20 protein-coding genes, 1 tRNA gene and 2 pseudogenes are annotated in these 21323 nt (G+C 67.7%); 14 read left to right on the top strand and 9 right to left on the bottom strand.

Annotation, left to right across the window (positions count from 1 at the left end; all coding sequences use genetic code 11):
• From ABFX54_RS39070 to ABFX54_RS39045, 6 genes are all read left to right on the top strand, one after another.
• Positions 1-857 (top strand): aminotransferase-like domain-containing protein (locus tag ABFX54_RS39070; protein ID WP_487047328.1); only part of this gene is annotated, 857 nt, incomplete at its 5' end.
• 85 nt (positions 858-942) lie between these two features.
• Positions 943-1920, top strand: a complete 978-nt coding sequence (locus ABFX54_RS39065; RefSeq protein WP_346111837.1) for an aldo/keto reductase — start codon at positions 943-945, stop codon at positions 1918-1920.
• A gap of 83 nt (positions 1921-2003) precedes the next feature.
• Complete coding sequence (locus tag ABFX54_RS39060) at positions 2004-2318, top strand: hypothetical protein (protein ID WP_346111836.1); 315 nt, start codon at positions 2004-2006, stop codon at positions 2316-2318.
• Between the two features lie 328 nt (positions 2319-2646).
• Entirely contained in the window at positions 2647-3018 is a 372-nt protein-coding gene (locus tag ABFX54_RS39055; protein WP_346111835.1) for a hypothetical protein, read from the top strand.
• A gap of 132 nt (positions 3019-3150) precedes the next feature.
• Positions 3151-3330, top strand: a complete 180-nt coding sequence (locus tag ABFX54_RS39050; protein ID WP_346111834.1) for a hypothetical protein — start codon at positions 3151-3153, stop codon at positions 3328-3330.
• Positions 3331-3433: 103 nt separating this feature from the next.
• On the top strand, positions 3434-4126 hold the full coding sequence (locus tag ABFX54_RS39045) for a maltokinase N-terminal cap-like domain-containing protein (protein ID WP_346111833.1): 693 nt from the start codon (positions 3434-3436) through the stop codon (positions 4124-4126).
• A gap of 167 nt (positions 4127-4293) precedes the next feature.
• Here the strand turns inward: ABFX54_RS39045 and ABFX54_RS39040 are convergent, their stop codons facing one another.
• Entirely contained in the window at positions 4294-4665 is a 372-nt protein-coding gene (locus ABFX54_RS39040; protein ID WP_346111832.1) for a DUF5997 family protein, read from the bottom strand.
• 54 nt (positions 4666-4719) lie between these two features.
• On the opposite strand from ABFX54_RS39040, the gene ABFX54_RS39035 reads away from it, so the two are divergent.
• Positions 4720-5442, top strand: coding sequence for a LysR family substrate-binding domain-containing protein (locus ABFX54_RS39035; protein ID WP_346111831.1), 723 nt, complete (start codon positions 4720-4722; stop codon positions 5440-5442).
• 102 nt (positions 5443-5544) lie between these two features.
• Here the strand turns inward: ABFX54_RS39035 and ABFX54_RS39030 are convergent, their stop codons facing one another.
• Entirely contained in the window at positions 5545-6294 is a 750-nt protein-coding gene (locus ABFX54_RS39030; protein WP_346111830.1) for an SDR family NAD(P)-dependent oxidoreductase, read from the bottom strand.
• 158 nt (positions 6295-6452) lie between these two features.
• Positions 6453-6974 (bottom strand): cupin domain-containing protein, encoded by a 522-nt coding sequence (locus tag ABFX54_RS39025; RefSeq protein ID WP_346111829.1) that lies wholly within the window; start codon positions 6972-6974, stop codon positions 6453-6455.
• A gap of 132 nt (positions 6975-7106) precedes the next feature.
• Here ABFX54_RS39025 and ABFX54_RS39020 point away from each other — a divergent pair, with 132 nt between their 5' ends.
• Both ABFX54_RS39020 and ABFX54_RS57180 read left to right on the top strand, forming a co-directional pair.
• Positions 7107-7775, top strand: coding sequence for a TetR/AcrR family transcriptional regulator (locus ABFX54_RS39020; protein ID WP_346111828.1), 669 nt, complete (start codon positions 7107-7109; stop codon positions 7773-7775).
• Positions 7776-9078: 1303 nt separating this feature from the next.
• Positions 9079-9399, top strand: a pseudogene (locus ABFX54_RS57180) (hypothetical protein); the annotation flags it as partial.
• An 86-nt stretch (positions 9400-9485) separates the two neighbouring features.
• Here the strand turns inward: ABFX54_RS57180 and ABFX54_RS39010 are convergent.
• Positions 9486-10781: an erythromycin esterase family protein gene (locus ABFX54_RS39010; RefSeq protein WP_346111826.1), complete on the bottom strand. Its 1296-nt coding sequence runs from the start codon at positions 10779-10781 to the stop codon at positions 9486-9488.
• Between the two features lie 485 nt (positions 10782-11266).
• Between ABFX54_RS39010 and ABFX54_RS39005 the strand changes: the two genes are divergently transcribed.
• The 3 genes from ABFX54_RS39005 to ABFX54_RS38995 all read left to right on the top strand — a co-directional run bounded on the left by ABFX54_RS39005 (position 11267) and on the right by ABFX54_RS38995 (position 15423).
• Complete coding sequence (locus ABFX54_RS39005) at positions 11267-12436, top strand: serine hydrolase domain-containing protein (RefSeq protein ID WP_346111825.1); 1170 nt, start codon at positions 11267-11269, stop codon at positions 12434-12436.
• Between the two features lie 777 nt (positions 12437-13213).
• Positions 13214-13765: a GNAT family N-acetyltransferase gene (locus ABFX54_RS39000; RefSeq protein WP_346111824.1), complete on the top strand. Its 552-nt coding sequence runs from the start codon at positions 13214-13216 to the stop codon at positions 13763-13765.
• Positions 13766-13992: 227 nt separating this feature from the next.
• Positions 13993-15423 carry an ATP-binding protein gene (locus ABFX54_RS38995; RefSeq protein ID WP_346111822.1) on the top strand — a complete coding sequence of 477 codons (1431 nt, stop codon included), beginning with the start codon at positions 13993-13995 and terminating at the stop codon, positions 15421-15423.
• Between the two features lie 247 nt (positions 15424-15670).
• Here ABFX54_RS38995 and ABFX54_RS38990 read toward each other — a convergent pair whose 3' ends face one another.
• Positions 15671-15952, bottom strand: a complete 282-nt coding sequence (locus ABFX54_RS38990; protein ID WP_346111821.1) for a GntR family transcriptional regulator — start codon at positions 15950-15952, stop codon at positions 15671-15673.
• A 1770-nt stretch (positions 15953-17722) separates the two neighbouring features.
• On the opposite strand from ABFX54_RS38990, the gene ABFX54_RS38985 reads away from it, so the two are divergent.
• Positions 17723-18301, top strand: coding sequence for a S1 RNA-binding domain-containing protein (locus ABFX54_RS38985; RefSeq protein WP_346111820.1), 579 nt, complete (start codon positions 17723-17725; stop codon positions 18299-18301).
• Here the strand turns inward: ABFX54_RS38985 and ABFX54_RS38980 are convergent.
• Positions 18231-18860: a hypothetical protein gene (locus ABFX54_RS38980; protein WP_346111819.1), complete on the bottom strand. Its 630-nt coding sequence runs from the start codon at positions 18858-18860 to the stop codon at positions 18231-18233. The two genes, ABFX54_RS38985 and ABFX54_RS38980, sit on opposite strands and share 71 nt — an antisense overlap.
• An 18-nt stretch (positions 18861-18878) precedes the next feature.
• A pseudogene (locus tag ABFX54_RS38975) lies at positions 18879-18989 on the bottom strand (GntR family transcriptional regulator); the annotation flags it as partial.
• Between the two features lie 598 nt (positions 18990-19587).
• Between ABFX54_RS38975 and ABFX54_RS38970 the strand changes: the two are divergent.
• Positions 19588-19887, top strand: coding sequence for a tyrosine-type recombinase/integrase (locus ABFX54_RS38970; RefSeq protein ID WP_346111818.1), 300 nt, complete (start codon positions 19588-19590; stop codon positions 19885-19887).
• A 58-nt stretch (positions 19888-19945) separates the two neighbouring features.
• Here ABFX54_RS38970 and ABFX54_RS38965 read toward each other — a convergent pair.
• Together ABFX54_RS38965 and ABFX54_RS38960 are read right to left on the bottom strand one after the other, a co-directional pair.
• Positions 19946-20017, bottom strand: a tRNA-Val gene (locus ABFX54_RS38965).
• 17 nt (positions 20018-20034) lie between these two features.
• The gene (locus ABFX54_RS38960; protein ID WP_346111839.1) at positions 20035-20976 is read right to left on the bottom strand and encodes an ROK family protein; all 942 of its coding nucleotides are present in this window, start codon (positions 20974-20976) and stop codon (positions 20035-20037) included.
• Between the last annotated feature and the right edge of the window lie 347 nt (positions 20977-21323).

The raw sequence follows: 21323 nt of genomic DNA, 5'->3' as shown, positions 1-21323 counted from the left end.
CTCCCGTCATCGCCCTGGAGGATCCCGCGCCGCCCTGGCTCAGGGGCGAGCTGGCCCGGCTCGGCACCGTGCTGCCCCTTCCCGCCGACGGCTCGGGCGCCCGCCCCGACCTGATCCCCCGCTCCTGCGACATCGTGGTGGTCCTGCCGGACCGGGGCGTCCCGTACGGCACCCGCATGCCGCTCGAACGCCGCCGCGCCCTCGCCGCGTGGGCCCGCGCCGGCGGCGGGCTGGGGCTGGAGCCGGCCTTCGACGGCCGGTTCGACACCGCGCCTGAGCCGCTGCCCAGCGTGCTGGCGCTCGGGGACCCGTGGTGCACCGCCATGACGGGCTCGTTCCGCGACCTCCTCACGCCGGCGCTGCGGCTGTCGTTCGCGGTGCTGCCGCGCCGACCGGCCGGAGAGCTGGAGCGGGACCTGAGCACGGGGGCGGCGGGCGCGGGCGTGGGGTGGGAACGGGCGGCGGTCACATGTCAGCTCGCGCTCACCGAGCTGCTGGCGTCGGGCCGCGTGGCCAGGCGGGCGGAGCAGCTCTCCCTCCTGTACGGCGCCAAGCGGGCGCTCGTCCGCCAGGCACTCGGGGCGTACCCGGGCACCCGCCTGCTGGGCACGCACTCCGGTGCCTCGGCCGCGCTCCTGCTGCCCTCCTCCGTCCCGGCCGAGTCGGTGGTCCGGCTGCTGCGGGCCCGCCGGGTCCACGTGGCGGAGCTGGCCGCGTTCCACCATCCCGGCCGCCCGCCCCGCAACGGGATCGCTTTCAGCTTCGGCCACCTGGACGGGGTCACGCTGCGCCGGGCCGTGCACACGATCGCGCGCACGCTCGACGATCACCGCCTGGCCCGCCGGACGGCCGCCTGACCGGGTCCCGGACGGCCCGGGTACGGGGCAGCACCCACGATCCGCGACACTGGGTGCTGCTCACGTACGAGAAAGGGTGACGACCATGGAACAGCGCGTGTTGGGACGTACCGGACGCCAGGTCGGCGTGGTCGGCCTCGGCGCCTGGCAGCTTGGCGCCGACTGGGGCCAGATGACGGAGGACGAGGCGCTCGCCACGATCCAGACGGCGGTGGACGGAGGCGTCACTCTCATCGACACCGCCGACGTGTACGGCGACGGGCGCAGCGAGCGCATCATCGGCCGCTTCATCAAGGACCACCCGGGACTCTTCGTGGCCACCAAGATGGGCCGCAGGATGGACCAGGTCCCGGAGAACTACGTGCTGGAGAACTTCCGCGCGTGGAACGAGCGTTCCCGCCGCAACCTGGGCATGGACACGCTCGACCTGGTCCAGTTGCACTGCCCGCCCAGCTCCGTGTTCTCCTCCGACGCCGTCTACGACGCCCTGGACACGCTGGTGTCGGAGAAGAAGATCGCCGCGTACGGCGTGAGCGTGGAGACCTGCGACGAGGCGCTGACCGCCATCGCCCGCCCCGGCGTGGCAACCGTGCAGATCATCCTCAACGCGTTCCGGCTCAAGCCTCTGGAGCAGGTCATCCCGGCCGCGCGGGCCGCCGGGGTGGGCATCATCGCGCGGGTCCCGCTGGCCAGCGGGCTGCTGTCGGGCAAGTACGACGAGAACACCACGTTCGCCGACAACGACCACCGCACCTACAACCGGCACGGCGAGGCGTTCGACGTCGGGGAGACCTTCTCCGGCGTCGACTTCGCCACCGGCCTGGAGGCGGTGCGCCGCCTGGCCCCGCTGGTGCCCGAGGGCATGACGATGGCCCAGTTCGCGCTGCGCTGGGTGCTCGACCAGGAGGGCGTCTCGATCGTGATCCCCGGCGCGCGCAACCGGGCCCAGGCCGCCGGCAACACCTCCGCCGCCGCGCTGCCGCCGCTGGACGCCGCCACGCTCGACGCGGTGCGCGACGTCTACGACGAGCTCATCCGCCCGCAGGTGCACGACCGCTGGTAGCCCATTGACGCCGTCGCCCACTTTTAGGAAACTTTCCTAAGCATTCTCGCCCGCTCCACCCTTTCCCCCCACGAGGAGCCATCATGCACGCGAGAAGAAGGTGGGCGGCCGGCGCCGCCTCGGCCACCCTGACCACCGCCCTGCTCGCCGCGGCCTCCCCCGGCGCCTCCGCGACACCCACCGGATGCACGGCCCAGTTCGCCACCGAGACGCGCGGGGCGTACAGCCTGTGCACCTCGGGCACCGGCGAGCACCGGATCCGCGTCCTGCAGCGCCACTTCCTGCCGGAGGTCGGGCTCATCCCGATCGAGGGCCCGTGGCAGCCCGTCGGCACGGTGTCCTACACGGGCATCACGCCGCACACGACGGTCAGCATGTGGGTGGAGACCCGGGGCTGACCCGCACGGATTGAGATCCGGCCCGGACCAGCAGAGGCACCGTCAAGCGGCGGCAGGTCTGGTGGCCTCTCGGCCACCGCCACCCATCTCGCTGTCCGGGCCGGACCCTCCGCCGGGGAACAGCCGTCCCCGGGGATGCGTACCTCCACACTCGCCCTCCTGAGGCACTCGGGCAAGAGGGGAACAGGGGCCGCTTTACAGAAGTGCCCGCCGCGCTCATGATGAGGCCACGCGCGCGTCTTGGGGCACTTCGGGTGGACGCGCTGCTCAACGGGGTTCCTCTTCGCGGGCGTGCCCAGCGTGCGTCCGTCCTTTTCCGAGGAGAAGCATGTTACGCATCCTGCGCCGTGGCCGCGCGGCCGCCGCCGTCGCCGCCGTACTCACCGCCCTCACCCTGACCACCGCCGTCCCCGCCTCCGCCGCGACGGCTCCCGGGGAGTTCACGCTCTACTCCACCACCACCTACACCAACCCGGTCAAGAGGATCGTCTACGACGAGTGCGCGCCGTTCATCGGCTCGCTCCTCGGCCGGACCGTGGGCTCCTTCGCCAACGCCCCGCTGCCCGGGTGCCAGATCGTGCTGCACGCGCTGAACGGCGACTTCGTGCTCTGCGCGGGCCGGGGCGTGGTGCCGCCGGCGCTGCGGCAGGTGTACCTGTACTCGATCCGCTCGGGCACCTCGACGGCCTGCCCGGTCTAGCGGTGGCGGGCGTGGGCGGGTGACGATTCTGCAACCGGTTGCCAGGCCGTTTCCTGGGTGGATGTACGGCATGCGCCTAGATCGCTGCAACGGGTTGGCTTATGCTCCGGATGTTCCGAGCCGGTAGGGAGTGTGACCGTACGGACCGCCAAGCGCGCACTCAACATGCGCGGCTACCCGGAGGCACCGATCCGCGACATCACCCTCACCGACGTGGACTTCGGCACCACCGCCACCGCGAACGTCAGTCGAGAACGTCGAGAACCTCGGCTCAGAAACGTCACCGCCAACGGCACCCCCGTCATGACCTGACGCCTACCTCACGACCAGACTGACGCCCCCCGTCACGGCCTGACGCCCCCACCGTCCGTACAATCCGGAGGTCCCTGCCCGAACGACGAAAGAGGCCTCCGGCATGGCCGTCATCCACCACACCACTCTCACCCCGACCAAGCTGGAGCTGCTCACCGCCTGGCTCCCCACCCGGCCGTGGTACCGCGGCGGCCCGGCCGGGCCCGAGCTGGCCAAGGGGGGCGGCTTCCGGCTCGACGACCCCGAGGGCGCGGTCGGCATCGAGTTCATGGTGGTCAACGACATCTCGGGCGGGCGGGCGACGGCGTACCTGGTGCCGCTCACGTACCGCGGGGCTCCACTCGACGAGGCCGGCCACGCGCTCATCGGCACCGCCGAGCACGGGGTGCTGGGCCGGCGCTGGATCTACGACGGCTGCCACGACCCCGTGCTGATCGCCGAACTAACGGCCCTGGTCGAAGGCCGCGCCCAACCCCAGGACCAGAACACCACCGACGCCCCCGCCCCCCATGTCACCCGCTCCTGCACCGTCACCTCGACAGCAGCTCAGGCGAGCATCACCACGGCACAGACCCCGGCGAGCGGCACCACGACAGAAGCATCGGCGAGCGGCACCACGGACGACGCGGAGGGCACCGTGCTGCCCGGCCCGCCCGGCACGATCCTCCGCCTGCGCCGTGTCCTCCACGCCGTCCCCCTCCCGCCGGAAGCGACCGGCCACGTCTCCGGCGTCTGGTCAAAGCCGGACGGCACCCAGGGCCACGGCCCGTTCCTCACCGTGCACCCGCACGACTGAGCCACCGCGACGCCGCCGACAGAACGCCCACCAACGGCGGGCGGCTCGGCGAGCGATCCCGTGCTCCACACCGTGGAGCAGGCCCTGGCCCTCGACTGCGGGCCCTGCTCGGCCAACCCTCGGCAAGCGGCACCGCCGGAAAGATCTTGCGCAGACCTGGGGCAGACCTAGCGCTGCTTGAGGCGGGCGACTTCCCTGCGGGCCTCGGCCTGGATGCCCCGCTCACGCTCCAGCCACTCCGGGTTCTCCGCCTTCAACTGCTCGATCTCGGCGGTGGTGAGCGGCTCGGTGATGCCGGCCCGCGCCAGGCCGGAGATGGAGACACCCAGCTTCGCGGCGACGACCTGCCTGGGGTGCGGGCCGTTGCGGCGCAGGTCGGCGAGCCAGGCGGGGGGCGCCGACTGCAACGCGTTCAGCTCGTCCCTGGAGACGACACCCGCCCGGAACTCCTCGGGAGTGGCGGCCAGCAGCACCCCCAGCTTCTTGGCCGCGGTCTCGGGCTTCATCGTCTGGACGGTCTTCGGCTTGGACGAGGTCATGGCGTCGAGGGTAGCCAGTCAGAACGGGTTTCATGACATCGATACCCTGAGCCCATGACTGATGGGGAGAGCGGCACCGAGTTCCGCCTGGCCTACGCGCCCGGGGTGACCCCCGCGAAATGGGTCAACGTCTGGACCGAGCGGATACCCGACATCCCCATCACCCTGACCACGGTGCCCGCCGCCGACCTGGTGCCCCTCCTGCGCGACGGCGCCGCCGACGCCGCTTTCGTCCGGCTCCCGATCGACCGCGACGGCCTGAGCGTCATCCCCCTGTACGTGGAGACCACGGTGGTCGTCGTCCCCAAGGACCACGCGATCGCCGCCGTCGACGAGCTCACCCTCGCCGACCTGACCGACGAAGACATCTTCCACCCCCTGGACGACACCCTCGACTGGCCCTCCCACCCCGGCCGCCCCGCCTTCACCCGCCCACCCACCACCGCCAACGCCGTCGAACTCGTGGCCTCCGGCACCGGCCTCCTCCTGGTCCCCCAGTCCCTGGCCCGCCTCCACCACCGCCGCGACCTCACATACCGCCCGGTCCAGGACGCCCCCCAATCCCAGATCGCCCTGGCCTGGCCCACGGAAGCCACCACCGACCAGGTGGATGATTTCATCGGCATAGTCCGCGGCCGAACCCCCAACAGCTCCCGAGGCCGCACCCCACCCACCCCCAACACCAAAACCCCCAAACCGCAACAGGCCACCCGCAAGCCCATCCCCCGCCGCACCCCACCCCCTCGCCACAACCGCAAGGGCCGCCAGGGCCGCTAACCCACTCCCCCCTCGCGATGATCGCCGGCGCAAACCACCCCCGATGGCGAGCTGGGGGATGGAGCAATGCGTCGGTGGTCCCGTGCCGCGAGGCTTTGCGCGCTACCGGGGCAGGCCCTGGTAGTCGGCCTGGCCGGCGATCTGTCCGCCGTCGCCGGCGACCTCGCTGCCGGTGACGAACCGGGCGTCGTCGCCGGCGAAGAAGAGCACGATCCCGGCGATGTCATCCGGCTCGCCGACCCGGCCCAGTGCGATGTTGCTGGTGTCGAAAGTGACGCCGGCGGTCATCGGGGTGTTGATCTGACCGGGGTGGACGGCATTCACTCGAATCCCGTACGCGCCCAACTCCAGCGCGGCTGCCTTGGTCAGGCCGCGGACCGCCCACTTGGAGACGACGTAGCCGGACATCCTGGGCACCCCCTGCAACGCTCCGACGGAACCGATGTTGACGATCGATCCACCGCCGGCCCGCTTCATCGCCGGGACCACGGCCTGGATGCCGTTGAAGACGCCGATCAGGTTCACGTCCAACGTGCGTTGCAGCCGCGCGGTGTCCCATTGCCCCAGAGGAGCCGGATCCGCGATGCCCGCGTTGTTGACCAGGATGTCGACGGAGCCGAACCGCGTTTCGGTCCGCTCGACGACCCGGGCCCACTCTTCCGCGGACCGGACGTCGAGCTTCTCGACGATGGCATCGGGTCCGAGTTCGTCGGCGAGGGCCTCCGCCGTGGCGACGTTCACGTCGGCGATGACCACGTTCGCGCCCTCGGCGACGAGCCTCCGGACGGTGGCGCTGCCCATCCCCATCGCGCCGCCGGTGACCAGTGCCGTCTTTCCTCCTACTCGCCCCATGGCGAGCTCCTTTCCTGTCTCACACCAGCCAGGTGCGAAGGCTGTCATTCGCCGAAGAGTCGGGCGACATGTCCCTGCTTAAGCGTGTGCGCGACCTTCACGGTCCGTTCGGCCTGGTGACGCCTGTGGCCGGTGGAAGCCGGAGCGCCTGGCGCGGCTCAGTCCCAGTCGTGGTCACCTGGAAGTAGCACCATGTTGTGGGCGCCCAGGATGTCCACCAACTCGTTGAACTTCTCATCCGGCCAAGGCTCTGGAGCCCGGTCCGTCTCGCCGTACTTCAGGAAGAAGGACTCCGGCCCGGCGGGCGTGTAGAAGACGAGGAGCCTGGCCGGCTCCGTGCCGGAGTTCTTGAAGCCGTGGCGCGTGCCCTTGGGGATGTACACGAAATCGCCGGGGCCGGCCGCGATCTTCTCGTTCCCGTTGATGAACGTGAAGTCTCCGGAGACGACGTAGAACGCTTCGTCCTCCTTGGAGTGGATGTGCGGTTGGTTGCCATGGTCGGGCTCGATGAGGCCGTCCATGAAGGCGAAGGCGCCGTCGGTCTGTTCTCCAGTGACCTTCACCGCGAACGTCTCATGTCCGGTGAGCCGGATGACGCCTCCGTCCTTACGGACGACGAAGCCGTTGGCGGCCGTCCAGACAGGGTCATCCCTGTCAGGGAGCGGCAGGTTGAGAGCCATGCTGCGATCCTTTCTCGCGGTGCGTCTGTGATTGAATGTAAGTCATTGAACTACAGTCAATCAAGTCCATCCGCGACATGATCCAGATACGCTGAGGACAGGGCATGCAGGCATCGTTGGGAAGGATCAGACGTGACCCGGTCCGTCACAGGCAAGGCACCGACCCGGCGGCAGCTGGCCGCCCAGGAGACGCGCCAGAAGCTGCTGAACGCCGCACTGGAGAACTTCTCGCAGCGCCCCTACGCGGACGTCACCGTCGGGGACATCGCCCGTTCGGCCGGGGTCGCCCACGGACTTCTGTCCCACCACTTCAACGGCAAGGAGAGCCTCTACGCGGAGGCCGTCCGCGAGATCGACCGCCGGCTCCGCGCCGCCGCGAAGCTCACCTCCGATGGGCCCGTCGTCGAACGTCTCCGCCGCCATCTCGTCGCCCATCTGGAATTCCTGGCCGAGCACGAGAACGCCGCCCGCAACCTGATCCTTCGCCGCACGGAGGCCACCGGCCTGGCCTGGGAGGCCTTCGAGGCGACGCGCCGCGAGGGAATCCGCGCGATCTGCGAACTGCTCGGCCTCAACGCGGACGAGCCGGCGCTCCAGTTGCCCTTGCGCGGATTCTCCGCCGCCTGTGACGAAACCGCTTTCCACTGGCTAAGTAGCGGCCGTCCCTGCGAGATCGAGGCGCTGGCCGACGTCTGGATCACCTTTCTGTCGGGCGCGATCCGAGCTGCCTGCGATCTCGCGCCGGCCCCTGCCCTGAGCAAGGCCCTTGAGGTGCTCCAGGTCGGACGCTCCCGCAGCTGAGGATCGATCCGAGAGCGGCCAGTGGCGCAGAGCGGCGTCGGCCATCTCCTGGAGTTCGTCGCGCCCGACACCGCTCGCGGCTTGCACGGCGATGCCGACGGCCAAGGTGGTGACGTAGCGGGCCAGCAGCCCCGGATCGGTCTCCGGAGGCAGGTCGCCGTCGTCGATGGCTCGCTCTCGGACCCTCCGGCTCCCGCGGCGGCAGGACGATCACTTTGGTGGCCGGCAGCCCACGCAGCTCGTTGAACCGTGCCGACAGCACCGGCGGGCGACCGAGCCGCCACTTGCCGACGCCGCCTTCGCCGTCCCACACCAGCGCCTTGGTGACCGCGCCGAACTCGGTCACCAGCGCCCAGGTGGCAAGCACCAGATCCTCGGCGTGCCGGGAGGGAATCATCCGGCCGACCGCCCAACGCGAGTATCCCGGCACCTGGGGGCAAACTCGCCGCGGCCGCCGACCGGCAGCCGGGAGTCCCGTCGCGGTAAATGACCGTGTTCTCGGATGGCATGGTACGGCTGCTGTTCATAGGGGACGCCAGGCAGCAGTGCGGCGATGTGCCCACGCAGGTGAGCATTTCCGTGTTGGCCGCCCAAGGACAGCAGATGTTTCCCTGCTACGAATAGGGAGAACACGATCTCGAGGATAAGCTCCGCTACCACATGACCTAAGGCGAGGACCCAACGATGAGGCCGGCGACGAGTGCGGCGGAGTTATGTGCAACGGGTCGCAGCCGGTGAATGATCTGCTTATGCTCCTCCCCTCGCCCGCAGGAGACCGGAGAGGTAACAGACGAGGTTCCCGTCGCAGCGTTCGCCGAAGCCACGGATTACGAGCGGTACATCCTCGACACACTTGCGCCCGCTGTACCCGAGCCGAGCGGCACGCACATCCTAGACCTGCGCACGGGCACGCTGACGTGACGTCAGGGACGATTCGCCGCGCAAGCCTCTGTTGGCGGATTCCCGACGAAGCCGGACCTGACCCCGCTCGTTGTCGGCGCCGCGTGGAAGGTCATCGACGTGCTCATGGAGACGGAGCTCGTCGCATACAAGGGCACAGGGCCGCGCAGCATCAAGAAAAGAGCGCACCTGGCCGGAACCACCCTTCAAGGGGAAAGACACCGAAGACATATGGTGGCGGATCTTGTGCACTACGCCAACACCGACGACCTGCGGAATTCTCTCACTCACCGCCGGTCAAGCCCGTTGCGTTCCCGGTTGACGGACGCTCGCCGGCTCGATGAGGCAGGCGTTGAGGGCACCCCGGGGTGCACATGACGAACGCGACCCCTGATGATCGCCGGTGTCTAGCCAGTCGATCAAGAACAAGGGCCGCGTTCGTGTGCCATCATCCCCGATCGACGTGCTCTCCCTCCACTTGGAGCACGTCACCGTCGCCGACCTGCCCGCCGAGCCGCTCGATCTGCCCGCCCTGGCCGAGGTCCTGGACGCGGCGCCCGACCCGCGCAGCCGCCGGGGACGCCGCTACCGGCTCGGCCCCCTGCCGGCGCTGTCCCTGCTCGACGTACTCGGCGGCGCGACCTCCCCGGCGAAGATCGCCCGATTCATCGCCGGGCACGACCCCGACCTGCGCGCCCGCGCCGGCCTGCCCGGCAAAGCGCGCCTGGCCGCCAGCGCCCTGGGACGACTGTTCGCCCGCCTGGACGGCGACGCCTTCGAGAGCGGCCTCCCCGGGCGAAGGCGACATCGTCACGGTGAAGCGCCACCGCGGACCGTGTCCCCGGCCGGCGGCAGCAGGTGTGACGCCGTGACCCGGTGCAGGTGGATCAGGTTGTCGTACGCCTGCCGCAGCGCGAGCACATCGTCCTCCTCCGGGTACGCCCCACCGATGTTGCGGACCGGACGCTCCTCGTTCAGCCAGTCGCGGGCCGGCTGCCCGATGGCACGCATGTCGAAGTAGAAGTCGCGGTAGCGCACCCGGTCGAGCACGGTCTCGCTGTTGCCCCGCGGCGGCGGGCCGACAGTGAACTCCTGCAGCGGTCCCTCCAGGCCTGACTCCGTCGGCCAGGCGTTGAACGAGCCCTGGTAGAAGGTCAGCCCGAAGTTCGTGTAGCGGTCGCCGAGCATGTCACGCAGCCGGGCGCCCTGCCGGTAGAGGTCGTGCTGGCCGGCGAAGCCGATATAGCCGATGTGGGCGTTGTGCGCGGACAGCACGGACTTGCTGCGCATGTTCCGATACCACCAGGCGGTGTTCTCGGCCATGCCCAACTCCCGGAAGTTGGAGATGGCCTGGGGGTCGTCGGAGGAGGACACTCTGGCGATCCGGACGATGACCGCCGCCTGCTGCTCCGCCCAGGTGGCGTCCCGGTCGTGCGGTCCGCGCCGCAGGGTCCGCAGCAGTGCCAGGGCCTGCTCGGCCTGGCGGAGCAGCCTCTGGCGCACGGCCAGCGGCTGCGCGTCGTAGCGCTCCTGCCACTCCTTCACGTCTCCGACGGGGATCAGCCCCCGGTACAGCTCCCCGAACCGGGGCAGCAGGCCGGGGCGGCGTTCCCGGACATAAGAGAAGATCTCCTGGAAGATCCGCCTGTGGGAGTAGACGACGTCGTCGCCCACGTACTGCAGCTTGTCGCGGTGGGTGCTGTTGTAGGCGCGCATCCACTGCAGGAGGTCGTAGTACTCCTCGTTGTTCCAGAGCGTGTACTCGTTGACGAACTCCTCCTGCATGATCTGACGCAGGTTGCCGGTGCCGTTTAGGACGTAGTCGTTGAGCCGCAGCCCGCTGCCCCAGCCCACCTCCTGGATGAAGCTGGAGAAGCCCTTGTTCTCCACCAGGAAGCGGAAGATGCGGTGCTTATTGGTGAAGAACTCGTGCGAGCCGTGTGTGGCCTCGCCCACCCCGACCACTCCGGCGTTCCCGACGATCCGGCCGAGCGGTCGCAGATCACGCAGGTCGCTCCTGGGGTCCGTGGACCGAAGCGGGTACGCGCTCTGATCGAGCACGCGGACCACTGCCGCCTCCCGCGACGGGGCGGCCTGCACCGGCACGGGGGTCAGAAGAAGTGCGCCATTGCCCAGGAGCGCGGCGAAAAGTGCCAGCGATTTCCGGCCTTTGGCATGAAGAAATGACATTTATCGATCTCTCGTGATGATTGAACTGGACTCGTCCACGTGACATCCGGAAATATCGCCGCAAATGCCCTCTGCGTGCGCCGTGAACTGCACTCTTCTTCCCACACGCCATGTCGGATCAGCGTGATGGAAGGGTAAAAATTCCGGCGTCGCGACCGATATCTGAGCGAAAAGTGCGGATCGAGGGACATGGTGCCGTTTTACGAGTGAATGGAGGAATATCCGCCGTCAGGTGAGCACAGCACGAGATCTCCTCATAGGCGACCCGGGATGGCGATTCCAGCGGGTTTCATGCGGCCATCAAGAAACGCCCTCCCGGCGCGCCCGAACGTCACTCTCCGAATCGGACCATGTGCTAAACGTGATAGGGAATCGACTTTGCCACCCGAAACGGATCAGCCATGCGCCGAGCCAGGCACCCAAGGGCCGCCGTCCTGTCCGTCCTCGTCCTCGGCCTCGGCCTGGTCGTCATCCCGGCCACCGCCGGGGTACGGGCCGCGGAGGGGGCCGGCACCATCCCGCGGCCAGACCGCCCGCCCACCGCCCTCCAGCGCGTCCTGGACGAGGCCGTCCGCCAGGGTTCTCCCGGCGCCCTCGCCCAGTCCCGGACGTACGGCACCGTCCGCAACCTCTCCAGCGGCGTCGCGGACATCAGGACACGCCGGCCTCCGAGGGCCGACATGCGGTTCCGGGCCGGCAGCGTCACCAAGACGTTCGTGGCCACCGTGATCCTGCGCCTGGTCGCCGCTGGCCGCCTCGAGTTGGACGACACCATCGGGGACGTCCTCCCCGGCGTCGTCCCGGAGCCCGGTGACGACACCATCACCATCCGCATGCTGCTCAACCACACCAGCGGCCTGTACGACTACACGCTCGACCCCAGGGTCGAGCAGATCGTGGTGTCCGACCCCACGCACTGCTTCACCCCCGCCGAGCTGGTGCGCTTCGCGGCCGAGCACCCGCTGTCCTTCCCGCCCGGCACGTCGTGGGCGTACTCCAACACCGACTACACCCTGCTCTCCATGGTGATCGAGAAGATCACCGGCCGCTCCTACGCTCAAGAGATCACCCGTACCCTCCTCCGTCCCCTCGGCCTGCGAGACACCTACTTCCCGGGGTGCTCCCCCCGCATCCGGGGCCCGCATATGAGCGGGTACACCCGGGCCGACCCAGCGCAGCCGGAGATCGAGGACGTCACCACGTACAACCCGTCCTTCGCGGCGGGAGAAGGCGACATGATCTCCACGGTCGGCGACCTCAACCGGTTCGACACGGCTCTGCTGGCCGGCCGGCTGCTGCCGGCCCGGCTATTGCGGATGATGCTCACGCCGACCCCCGGCTCCTTCCCCGGCAGCGACACCTTCAGGTACGGTCTCGGCGTGGTGATCGCCACCACGTCCTGCGGCGTGACCACGTACGGCCACGCCGGGGAGATCCAGGGCTGGCAGACCTGGATGTCCGGCACCCTCGGCGGCCGGCACGCGATGTCCTTCGTCCTCAACAGCGACTGGCTGGACCAGGGCGGCATCATCATCAGGGCGGTGAACGCCGAGTACTGCCGGACCCTGTGACACGCACTGCGCCGACCGCGGGCAGGGCCAAGGCGAGCAGCGGCCCGAGCCGGTAGCGGCGGCATCGGGAATCGGGACCGCGTCGAGTACCTCGGCCAGGGCGGGCAGGTCAACGGTGGCGTCGGTGAGGGTGACATGCTCCAGGTGGCGGTAGAGCACGTCGATCGGGGATCGATGGCACGCGACGCGGCCCCTGTTCTTGATCGGCTGGCTGGACACCGACGATCGTCAGGGATCGCGTTTGTCATCTCCGCGCTGGGGCGCCCCTCCTACGGGCCCACCCGGCTCGCCGGGTGGGCCCGTAGGAGTTGAGCTACGGCACAGCACTGTGTCCGTGCTGTCAGACTCCGGTGTCCCCATCGAGGACATCTCGTGTCTGTAGGCCACTCCAACATGGTGGTCACCGAGACGGTCCACCGGCACCAGATCCGGCCCGTGATCATGCAGTGAGCCGCGGCGATGGACAAGATCTTCGGGAGTTAGTCACTCAGCCGCCGTTTTCAAGATCAAAGATCAAACGTTTTCGCAGAAGCGAAGCGGTCGAACAAGCCGTCGTCCTGTGTACCGCCGCAGGTGCAGCATCGGGGAGTCGTGTCCCACCAGCTTGGCCAGGTGAGGGGTGACGAGCATCTCCGAGTCGAACCGGAACACGCTCATGGCGAGGCCGCATGCCCGGGACGGCAGGCGGGCGCGGGCCGTGCGCACGGCCCGCGGAGCGCCGTCGCTGGGCCCGATAACGGCTTGGTGCCACCCACCCTCGCAGGCATCATGGTCGCCATGCCAGAGTTCATCGATCCGATCGGCACGTTGCGGACGTCGTTTCTGGCCGCGGTGGCCGAGTTCCGTGTCGACCCTGACTATCCGGTTCCGTGGTACATCGACGATGTCGACCCGCAGGCTCTGGTGGCCCCGGAGGCCTTCGAGGCGTATACCGCGCGCGTGGTCGACGAGCGGAACTCATGGGGTGTGCGCCCCGGATTCGTGCCGATGACCACCCTATGGTGGGTCGACCGCGAGCAATTCCTGGGAAGATTGGCCATCCGTCACCGGCTCACCCCGGCACTGGAGAAGTTCGGCGGCCACATCGGCTATGACGTCCGCCCCAGCGCACGGCGCCAGGGTCACGCGACGGCCATGCTCGCCGCGGCACTGCCGATCGCCCGGTCCCTGGGCATCTCCGAGGCTTTGGTCATGTGCGACAGGACCAATATCGCCTCACAGCGGGTCATCGAAATCAACGGCGGACAGTTGCTCGACGTGACCGAGCAAAAGCGCCGCTACTGGGTCCCGACCACCGGGTCCGTAGGCGGCAGGACGCTCGATCAATAGGCTGGCGATCTCGCCGACGCCGACATCAGGGAAGCGAGCGCTTCGGCATAACCTCGGTCGGGGGATCGGCGACGCTACACAATGCGAGGCAGCCGGCTCCGGCACGCCATCCTCCCTCGATGGGTAGCCATGTGACCAGGACCTGCCGGATCGGGCCAGGATGAAATGTAACCAGAACCCGAGTAAATGTAACCAGATCGTGGTTACATTTACTCATGATCCAGCACGTGAACGAGTTGGTCGCACGTCTCCGCGCGACCGGGGGCGACTACGACGATGTCGAGGTCAAGTCGGCGGCGGGAGGGCTGCCGCAGTCGCTCGCCTCCACTCTGAGCGCGCTTGCAAACCATCCGGGCGGTGGCACGATCATCCTCGGACTCGACGAGGCCACCGGCTTCCGACCAGTACAGCTACCAGACCCACAGGCTCTCAAACAGGGCCTCGCTCACAAGGCCCGCTCGTTCTCGCCACCTATCCAGCTCACGATCACCGACGCGGAGGTGGATGGGGCACCCGTCATCGTCGCCAGAGTGCATGAATGCGATCCGTCGGCCAAACCGTGTCGGATCACGGCGTCGGGCACGGCATACATGCGGGGGTACGACGGAGACTTCCCACTGTCGGATTTGGAAGAGCAGGCATTTCTTGCCGCCCGGAAACCACCTCTCTTCGACCGGCAGCCCGTGACAGGCGCCACCTGCGAGGACCTGGACAGCGACCTCGTCACAGCGTTCTTGCGTTCGGTTCGCGACCGGGATCCCCACGGCCTAGGCCGTTTCCCTGACGATGCCGAGCTGCTCCGGCGTGCCGGAGTGACTCGGCCCGACGGCACCCCGACCGTCGCGGGGCTGCTGGCTCTGGGTGTTCATCCACAGGAGTGGTTTCCACGCTTCGTCATCCAGGCTTCCGCGGAGCCGTTGCCGACTGATCCTTCCGGTTCGCGGGCCCGCAATCAGACGACGATCACGGGAGCCATTCCCCGGATGTTGGAAGAGGCCCTGGCATGGGCACGCCGCACCTTCGACACAAGCGTCGTGTCGGTGCCGGACGGAACTGTTCGCGATCAGCCTGCCTATCCATACCTGGCGTTTCGCGAGATCATCGCGAACGCTCTTCTCCATCGCGACCTCGATCACTGGTCGGCGGGCATGTCGGTAGAGGTTCGGCTCCGCCGCGATCGATTGATCGTCTCCAATCCGGGTGGCCTCTATGGCATCACAGTCGATCGACTCGGACGCGACGCGGTCACCTCCGCCCGCAACGCGCGACTCGTCTCCATCTGTCAGCACGCTCGCACACCGGAAACCGGTGGACGCGTGATCGAGGCCCTGGCCACCGGCATCCCGATCGTTGCCAACGCCCTCGCTGAGGCGGGACTTCCGCCTGCGCATTACATCGACGCCGCCATCCGGTTCACTGTCGTCCTGCGGCAACAGGCGGCTCCCGCCGACCGTTCAGCCATGGACCTGAACAAGACGGAGCTACACGTGTACGACGCCTTGGCGGTCGGAGCACGGAGCGTCGCCGACCTCAAGCAGGAACTGAACCTGTCCGCACCCAACATCCGCAAAGCGCTACGCGAGCTGCGGTCGAGAGGGCTCGTCGAGCAGTTGGGCGGGAAAGGACAGCCGACCACCTATCGGCAACTCTCAGAGTAAGGCGGTTCGAAGATTTCCGTGGATGTCCAGCTCCGGCCCACTCCACAATGAGTTGCTCGAGGCATGTCGTCGATCATGGCCTTCTTCAAACAGGTGGGCGGTACCTGATTCGAACCAATGACCCCTCGCTTGTAAGTCGCCTCACAGCCAGGTGAGATGGCCGGTCGAACGGCCTCTCACCTGGACCTTCATACCATGGACAATCACCAGCATCCATGCCCGTCCACGGCGGTTGTCACTCAGTTAGTCACTCAGACTTCGAGTGCTTCGCCCGCTCAGCCTCGATCTCCTTGCGCTCTTCGGGCGTGGTCACGAAGCTGCCCATCCCGGGCTCCGTACGAATCAGCCCGTCCGCGCGAAGGGCGCGCATGACCTTCTGGCCGGTGGCGTTGGCGATGCCGAACTCCTCGATGAGATCGATCAAGGACGGGATGCGCTCCCCTGCCTTGTACTCGCCCGTGCGGATGCGCTCGGCGATGATCGCGTGCACCTGCCGCCACCTGGGCTGGTTCGCCTTCAACTCCACCATTGCAGCAACGCTAGGGAGACATGACGCGCCATGGCGATGGACAGCGCGCTAGGTACGCTATAGCGCACTATAGCTTGATGGGCTTATGATGCGGCCATGACACCAGCTCAGAACCTCTACGGCATCGTCATCGGTGAGTGCGTGAGCCGCCACGTACGCACGCGAAGAAGAGATCATCAACGCCTAGAGTGGGCGTCACCTTGCGGGGCTCTCGAACGACTTCGCCCACTGGCCTGGACCTGCCCGTGCAAGGCCACCGTGTACGAGCTGTGCTCCAGCGGGTCAAGAGGCCTCATCCGGCGCACCGTCCAGCACGACAGCGGGCATGTGGTCCATGAAACCCACCCAACATCGATCAACGATGCGTGGACTCTATGGGCAGCCCTGCTGGACGGAGCCGCCCGATAAGCCACCGAACTGCGGCCCCCACAGCAGCCCGGAGGACGAGACCCACCGGGCTGCCATCACCACATGCAGCAGCGTCGGGGCCAACAGGCCGCTACTCAGTCATCCCTCGTTCTCTACCGACGTAGAGGACAAGCACAGCTGTCAGCGCATTGACCATCTGCTGCACCTCAGCGGCCTGTCTCCCGAGAAGCACGAGAATAACGATCAAGGCAGCGACGATTAGCACTGCCATGAGCGGATGCCGTTCAGGCGGTAACTTTTCCACGGCCTAACTCCTCTGCGAGTGGGCGTCAAGTCACCGTCCGGGGAACTCTACCAGGGGACCCGGATGGTGATTTCAGATCGTAGAGCGATCCTTCTCAACACGCGTGCCAAATCAAGCTATTAGGCACATAATTTCCCATCGCCGCCAGTAATAAGCGCCCAAGCCACAGGGTCTTAATCGCCCGATAGGGCTCCGAGCAGCACTTACATGCCTCGGAGCCCGCCACACTCTTGGTTGATCCAAAACGGTGCAACATGATCCAAATTGAACCAGCGAAGCCATTTCCGAGTCGAATGGACTCAGTTGGATTCAGTAAACGCACACTCTGCAAATGCATACCTTGCAAATGCAAGGGAAACCCGAGAAAACCAGTGACTTTTTGCTGAGAAGCAACGTAGGTGGACGTCAACACGCTCACTCTTCGACCCCCGTTCATCCCCTATCTCCTCGTACGCCGTCGACTCACCGCGTAGCGGCAGCGGGCCGGGGACGGAGTGTCAAGCCCGGCTTCGCGTGTACGTCGGCCGGTCGCCGTTCCTCGGTCATGTGTTGTCCTGCGGTCAGAGCCGGGCTTGATGCGGAGGAGCCGGGCTGCTGGGCTTGCCTGAGTCGATGGTGTGCGAGGTGATCACCTCGGTGCCGGGGCGCTCCCGCCGGAGGCATAAGGCTTGAAGAGCCGTCCCGTCTTATGTGAGCGGAGCGGCCGGCGCCCATGCGAAGCACCCGGAGGGCCGCGAAGCGGTGGGGGCCGGCGGCGGAGCGGCGGCGGTGCGGAGGTCGGCCACGGGGTGTGTACGGCGGCGCGGCGGCCGTGCGGTGGTACGGCCCGAGCCCCTGCCGCCCGGGACCGGCCCCCAGGCCGCATGCCCGGGACGGCAGGCGGGCGCGGGGCCGTGCGCGCGGCGCGGAGCGCCGTCGCCTTGACTCAGTGAAGAAACTCTGAGCCAGTTTCCTGTTCAGACATTCCTGTTCAACGAGCCGCATCGCCGTCTAGTGCTGTGACCGCGTGGTTCGTTCGGTGGGGCGCACGCCTCTTCAAGACCGCCTCGTGAGCACACCCCGGCCAGAGCACAGCTCCTCATGAAAGGCTGGGCGGCATGATTGGCATGGGCGGACCGTCTGAGAACCCAGAACTCTGGGCGTTCCTGGAATCACTGCAATGCGGCGAGGCCCTTTCCGGCACCGTCACAGCGATCGAACGGTTCGGCGTGTTCGTGGCGCTGGACGACGGCCCCGACCACCCGGTCTTCCCCGGCGTCGGATTCATCACGATCCCCGAGCTGTCCTGGCGGCGCTTCGAAGCAGCTTCGGATGTCGTTCAGGTCGGGCAGCGCGTTTCATGTGAGTTCCTCCAGTTCGACACATGGAACCTAGAGGCCAGACTGTCCTTGCGAGCGATGCAGCCGGACCCCTTCCAAGCGTTCGCCGACGGCAATGCGGTGGGCCAAAAACTACATGGACAGGTCACCAAGCTGGTCCCGTTCGGCGTCTTCGTTCAGGTCGCCGACGGAGTCGAAGGACTCGTCCACCTACGAGAGCTCACATGGACGCCCGTGGAAGCTCCGTCGGATGTCGTCCCAGTCGGCGATGAGGTCACGGTCGTCGTCACCGAAATCGACCGAGAGCGACGCAGACTGGCCCTCTCCCGACGACAGGGCTCACCCGACCACCAGTGACTCCTGCGTATTGCCGTGCGGTTTTCCTGCGCGAGCGTTCCGTGGTGCCAATCGCCTGCGCGGCAAAGGGGAGGGTGCGGCGGATGATGAGGACGGCTTCGGCGTAGTCCATGCCGAGCGCGGCGCGTTCGCCTTCGTAGGCGATGCGGGCGGTGGTGAGGGTCATCCAGCGGACGGGGCCGTGTTCGCGGATGAGTGACTGGTAGAAGAGACCAGCGCGCTTGCGGTACTGGGCGTTGCGCTTGGGGTCGTCCCAGTCGGGGAGCAGGTCGGCGTTGGTGTAGGAGTTGATCTCCAGACGGGCTGATGCGCCGTGGATGGCGGCGGTGTGGCCTCGGTGCCACATGCTGCGGCGGCGGATGACTGGGTGGCCGGGGCGGACGCTGAGCATGATCGCGATGTCGCGATTGGCGGTGGTCTTCTCGCCGGTGAAGAGCGGGACATCACGGTCGCGTTGGGCGAGGTCCCAGCCGAATGCTTGGACGTCGAGGTGGTTGCCGGGGGCGGCGAGGTCGGGCCGGTCGTGGTCCGTGATGAGGATGGTGCGGCGTTCGGGCATGGGGCGGACGAAGGAGCCGCGTCCGCGCATGACGTAGGCCAGTCCTTCGGAGACGAGGGTGTCGATGGCCTTGCGGACGGTGGGGCGGGAGACGTCATACTTCCTGACGAGTTCGGGTTCGCTGAGCAGCGCGCCGCCGGGGGATACCGGCTGGCAAGCGCATCGTCAAGAAGGCCAGCGGCAAGACTAAGACAGAAGCCAAGGCCAAGCTCAAAGAGATCGTCCGCGACCACGAGGACGGCCTGGCCATCGCGCCCACCAACTACACGGTGGCCGACGCCGTCCGTTACTGGCTTCAGCACGGCCTCGGCGGGCGTTCCTCCGCAACCGTCAAGATGTACAACACCTACGCCGATACGCACGTGATCCCCGCCCTCGGTGCCCGCAAGCTGCGGGATCTGTCCGTGGAAGACGTCGACAAGTGGCTGGCCAGCAAGACAAGTGAACTGGGCACCCGGTCACTCAAGCTGATCCACGGCATCCTCAACCGGGCGGTCAAGAGCGCGATGCGCCGCGACAAGGTCAAGCGGAACATCGTGGACCTCTGCGACGTCCCGGAGGGACGCGCCGGTCGTCCTTCCAAGGCGCTGACGTTGGCTCAAGCTCTCGCCGTCCTCACACAGGCAGAGAAGAGCGGCGAGCGCATGCGGGCCTACATCGTCTGCGTGGAGGCGCTACGCCTGCTCAAGGAAGCCCAAGAGATCGCTCAAGAGAAGGCGGGGGACCGGTGGAGGACACGGATCTCGTGTTCTGCACGCGGACGGGAACGCCCGTCACGGCCCACAACGTACGGCGCGACTTCCGGAAGGTGGGGGAGGCGGCGGGGCTCACCGGGCGGGAGTGGTCGCCTCGCGAGCTGCGGCACAGCTTTGTGTCCGTACTGTCAGACTCCGACGTCCACATCGAGGACATCTCGCGCCTGGTCGGGCACTCCAACACGGTGGTCACCGAGACGGCCTACCGGCACCAGATCCGGCCCGTGATCATGCAGGGAGCTGCGGCGATGGACAAGATCTTCGGGAGTTAGTCACTCACTTAGTCACTCAGTCGCCGTTTTCAAGATCAGAGAAAAATGTTTACGCAGGTGGGCGGTACTGGGTTCGAACCAGTGACCCCTCGCTTGTAAGGCGAGTGCTCTACCGCTGAGCTAACCGCCCCTGATCGGCACTACACCTTACGACACCAACGGCCCCGGTCGCACATCCACCGCCCACCCGGGCCCCAGTTCAGGCCGGCCCGCCGCTCGCCAGCCCAGCAGGGCCGCTCCCAGCATGCCGGCGTCCACCCCGAGGGCGGCGGGGATCAGCGGGGGTGCGTCGCGGAAGGCGAGGCGTTTGACGAGGCGGGTGCGTACCGGGTCGAAGAGGGCCGGCCCGGCTTCGGCGAGGCCGCCGCCCAAGACGATGACGGACGGGTCCAGCAGCAGCGTGTACGTGGCGAGGGCGAGCGACAGGGCCTCCACGGCCTCGTCCCAGACCTCTATGGCGATCGGGTCGTCCGAGGAGACCACCTCTTCGGCCTTCACGCCTTCCAGCCCGGCTCGCTGGCTGTAGCGGCGGCCGACCGAGGCCGCCGACGCGTACGTCTCCAGGCAGCCGAACTGGCCGCACGCGCACTCTTCCCCGTCCGGGAAGACGGGAGTGTGGCCGATTTCGCCGGCCCAGCCCGAGGACCCGCCGTACGGTTCGCCGTTGATGATCGTGGCGCCGGCGATGCCCGTGCCGATGGGCAGGAAGAGGAAGTCGGACAGTCCGCGGCCCGCACCGAGAATGCTTTCCGCGAGTCCGCCGGTGCGTACGTCGTGGCCGAGCATCACCGGGATGTCCAGGGTGGTGAAGTCGGTGGCGGGGACGTCGCGCCAGCCCAGGTTGGCCGCGTACAGGGCGGCGTTCTCCGACACCAGGCCGGGCACGGCGAGCCCGACTCCGGCGGGGATGCCGTCGCCCGAGTCGGCGAGGTGGCCGATGAAGTCGGAGATGGCGGTGACGACCGCCTCAGGGCCCTCCGTCCGGGGGGTGGGGCGCCGCTCGCTCAGCAGCACCGCGCCGGACTCGCTGACCAGGCCGCCCTTCATGGACGTGCCACCGACGTCGAGCGCGACGACGAACGAACTCATTGCGGACACGGAAGGAGACGATAGCGCAGCTCAGTAAATGTCCGTCCCAATGGCTCACGTCTGGCTCACGTCCCAGGTGTCCGGCATGTGCGTGCCATGCCATCCGAGGGTGCACGCATGTACGTGGATCCCGAGGGTGGCCGCGACGGTGCCTGCGGGTCCGAGTGGCCGAGCCCGGAATGGCGGTTTCCGATGGTTGGATCGCGCGGTCGAGGTCGAAGCTCGGTTCGGCGCAGCCCGCACAGCTTGCCGTAGCGCAAGCCGCGTAGCCCGTTGCCGCAGCGCGAAGCCGCGTAGCCCGGGGAGCCACCAGAACGCGAAGCGACGTATCCTCCGCCCGTGGACCG

Source organism: Nonomuraea maheshkhaliensis (genome assembly GCF_039529435.1).
GTDB classification, from domain to species: domain Bacteria; phylum Actinomycetota; class Actinomycetes; order Streptosporangiales; family Streptosporangiaceae; genus Nonomuraea; species Nonomuraea maheshkhaliensis.
This window is presented reverse-complemented; position numbering and strand designations above follow the sequence as displayed.

Bases quoted from the DNA above. Each gene is read 5' to 3' on its own strand.
- ABFX54_RS39065 (WP_346111837.1), top strand. From the start codon at position 943: ATGGAACAGCGCGTGTTGGGACGTACCGGACGCCAGGTCGGCGTGGTC.
- ABFX54_RS39060 (WP_346111836.1), top strand. From the start codon at position 2,004: ATGCACGCGAGAAGAAGGTGGGCGGCCGGCGCCGCCTCGGCCACCCTG.
- ABFX54_RS39055 (WP_346111835.1), top strand. From the start codon at position 2,647: ATGTTACGCATCCTGCGCCGTGGCCGCGCGGCCGCCGCCGTCGCCGCC.
- ABFX54_RS39045 (WP_346111833.1), top strand. From the start codon at position 3,434: ATGGCCGTCATCCACCACACCACTCTCACCCCGACCAAGCTGGAGCTG.
- ABFX54_RS39040 (WP_346111832.1), bottom strand. From the start codon at position 4,665: ATGACCTCGTCCAAGCCGAAGACCGTCCAGACGATGAAGCCCGAGACC.
- ABFX54_RS39035 (WP_346111831.1), top strand. From the start codon at position 4,720: ATGACTGATGGGGAGAGCGGCACCGAGTTCCGCCTGGCCTACGCGCCC.
- ABFX54_RS39030 (WP_346111830.1), bottom strand. From the start codon at position 6,294: ATGGGGCGAGTAGGAGGAAAGACGGCACTGGTCACCGGCGGCGCGATG.
- ABFX54_RS39025 (WP_346111829.1), bottom strand. From the start codon at position 6,974: ATGGCTCTCAACCTGCCGCTCCCTGACAGGGATGACCCTGTCTGGACG.
- ABFX54_RS39005 (WP_346111825.1), top strand. From the start codon at position 11,267: ATGCGCCGAGCCAGGCACCCAAGGGCCGCCGTCCTGTCCGTCCTCGTC.
- ABFX54_RS39000 (WP_346111824.1), top strand. From the start codon at position 13,214: ATGCCAGAGTTCATCGATCCGATCGGCACGTTGCGGACGTCGTTTCTG.
- ABFX54_RS38990 (WP_346111821.1), bottom strand. From the start codon at position 15,952: ATGGTGGAGTTGAAGGCGAACCAGCCCAGGTGGCGGCAGGTGCACGCG.
- ABFX54_RS38985 (WP_346111820.1), top strand. From the start codon at position 17,723: ATGATTGGCATGGGCGGACCGTCTGAGAACCCAGAACTCTGGGCGTTC.
- ABFX54_RS38980 (WP_346111819.1), bottom strand. From the start codon at position 18,860: ATGCCCGAACGCCGCACCATCCTCATCACGGACCACGACCGGCCCGAC.
- ABFX54_RS38960 (WP_346111839.1), bottom strand. From the start codon at position 20,976: ATGAGTTCGTTCGTCGTCGCGCTCGACGTCGGTGGCACGTCCATGAAG.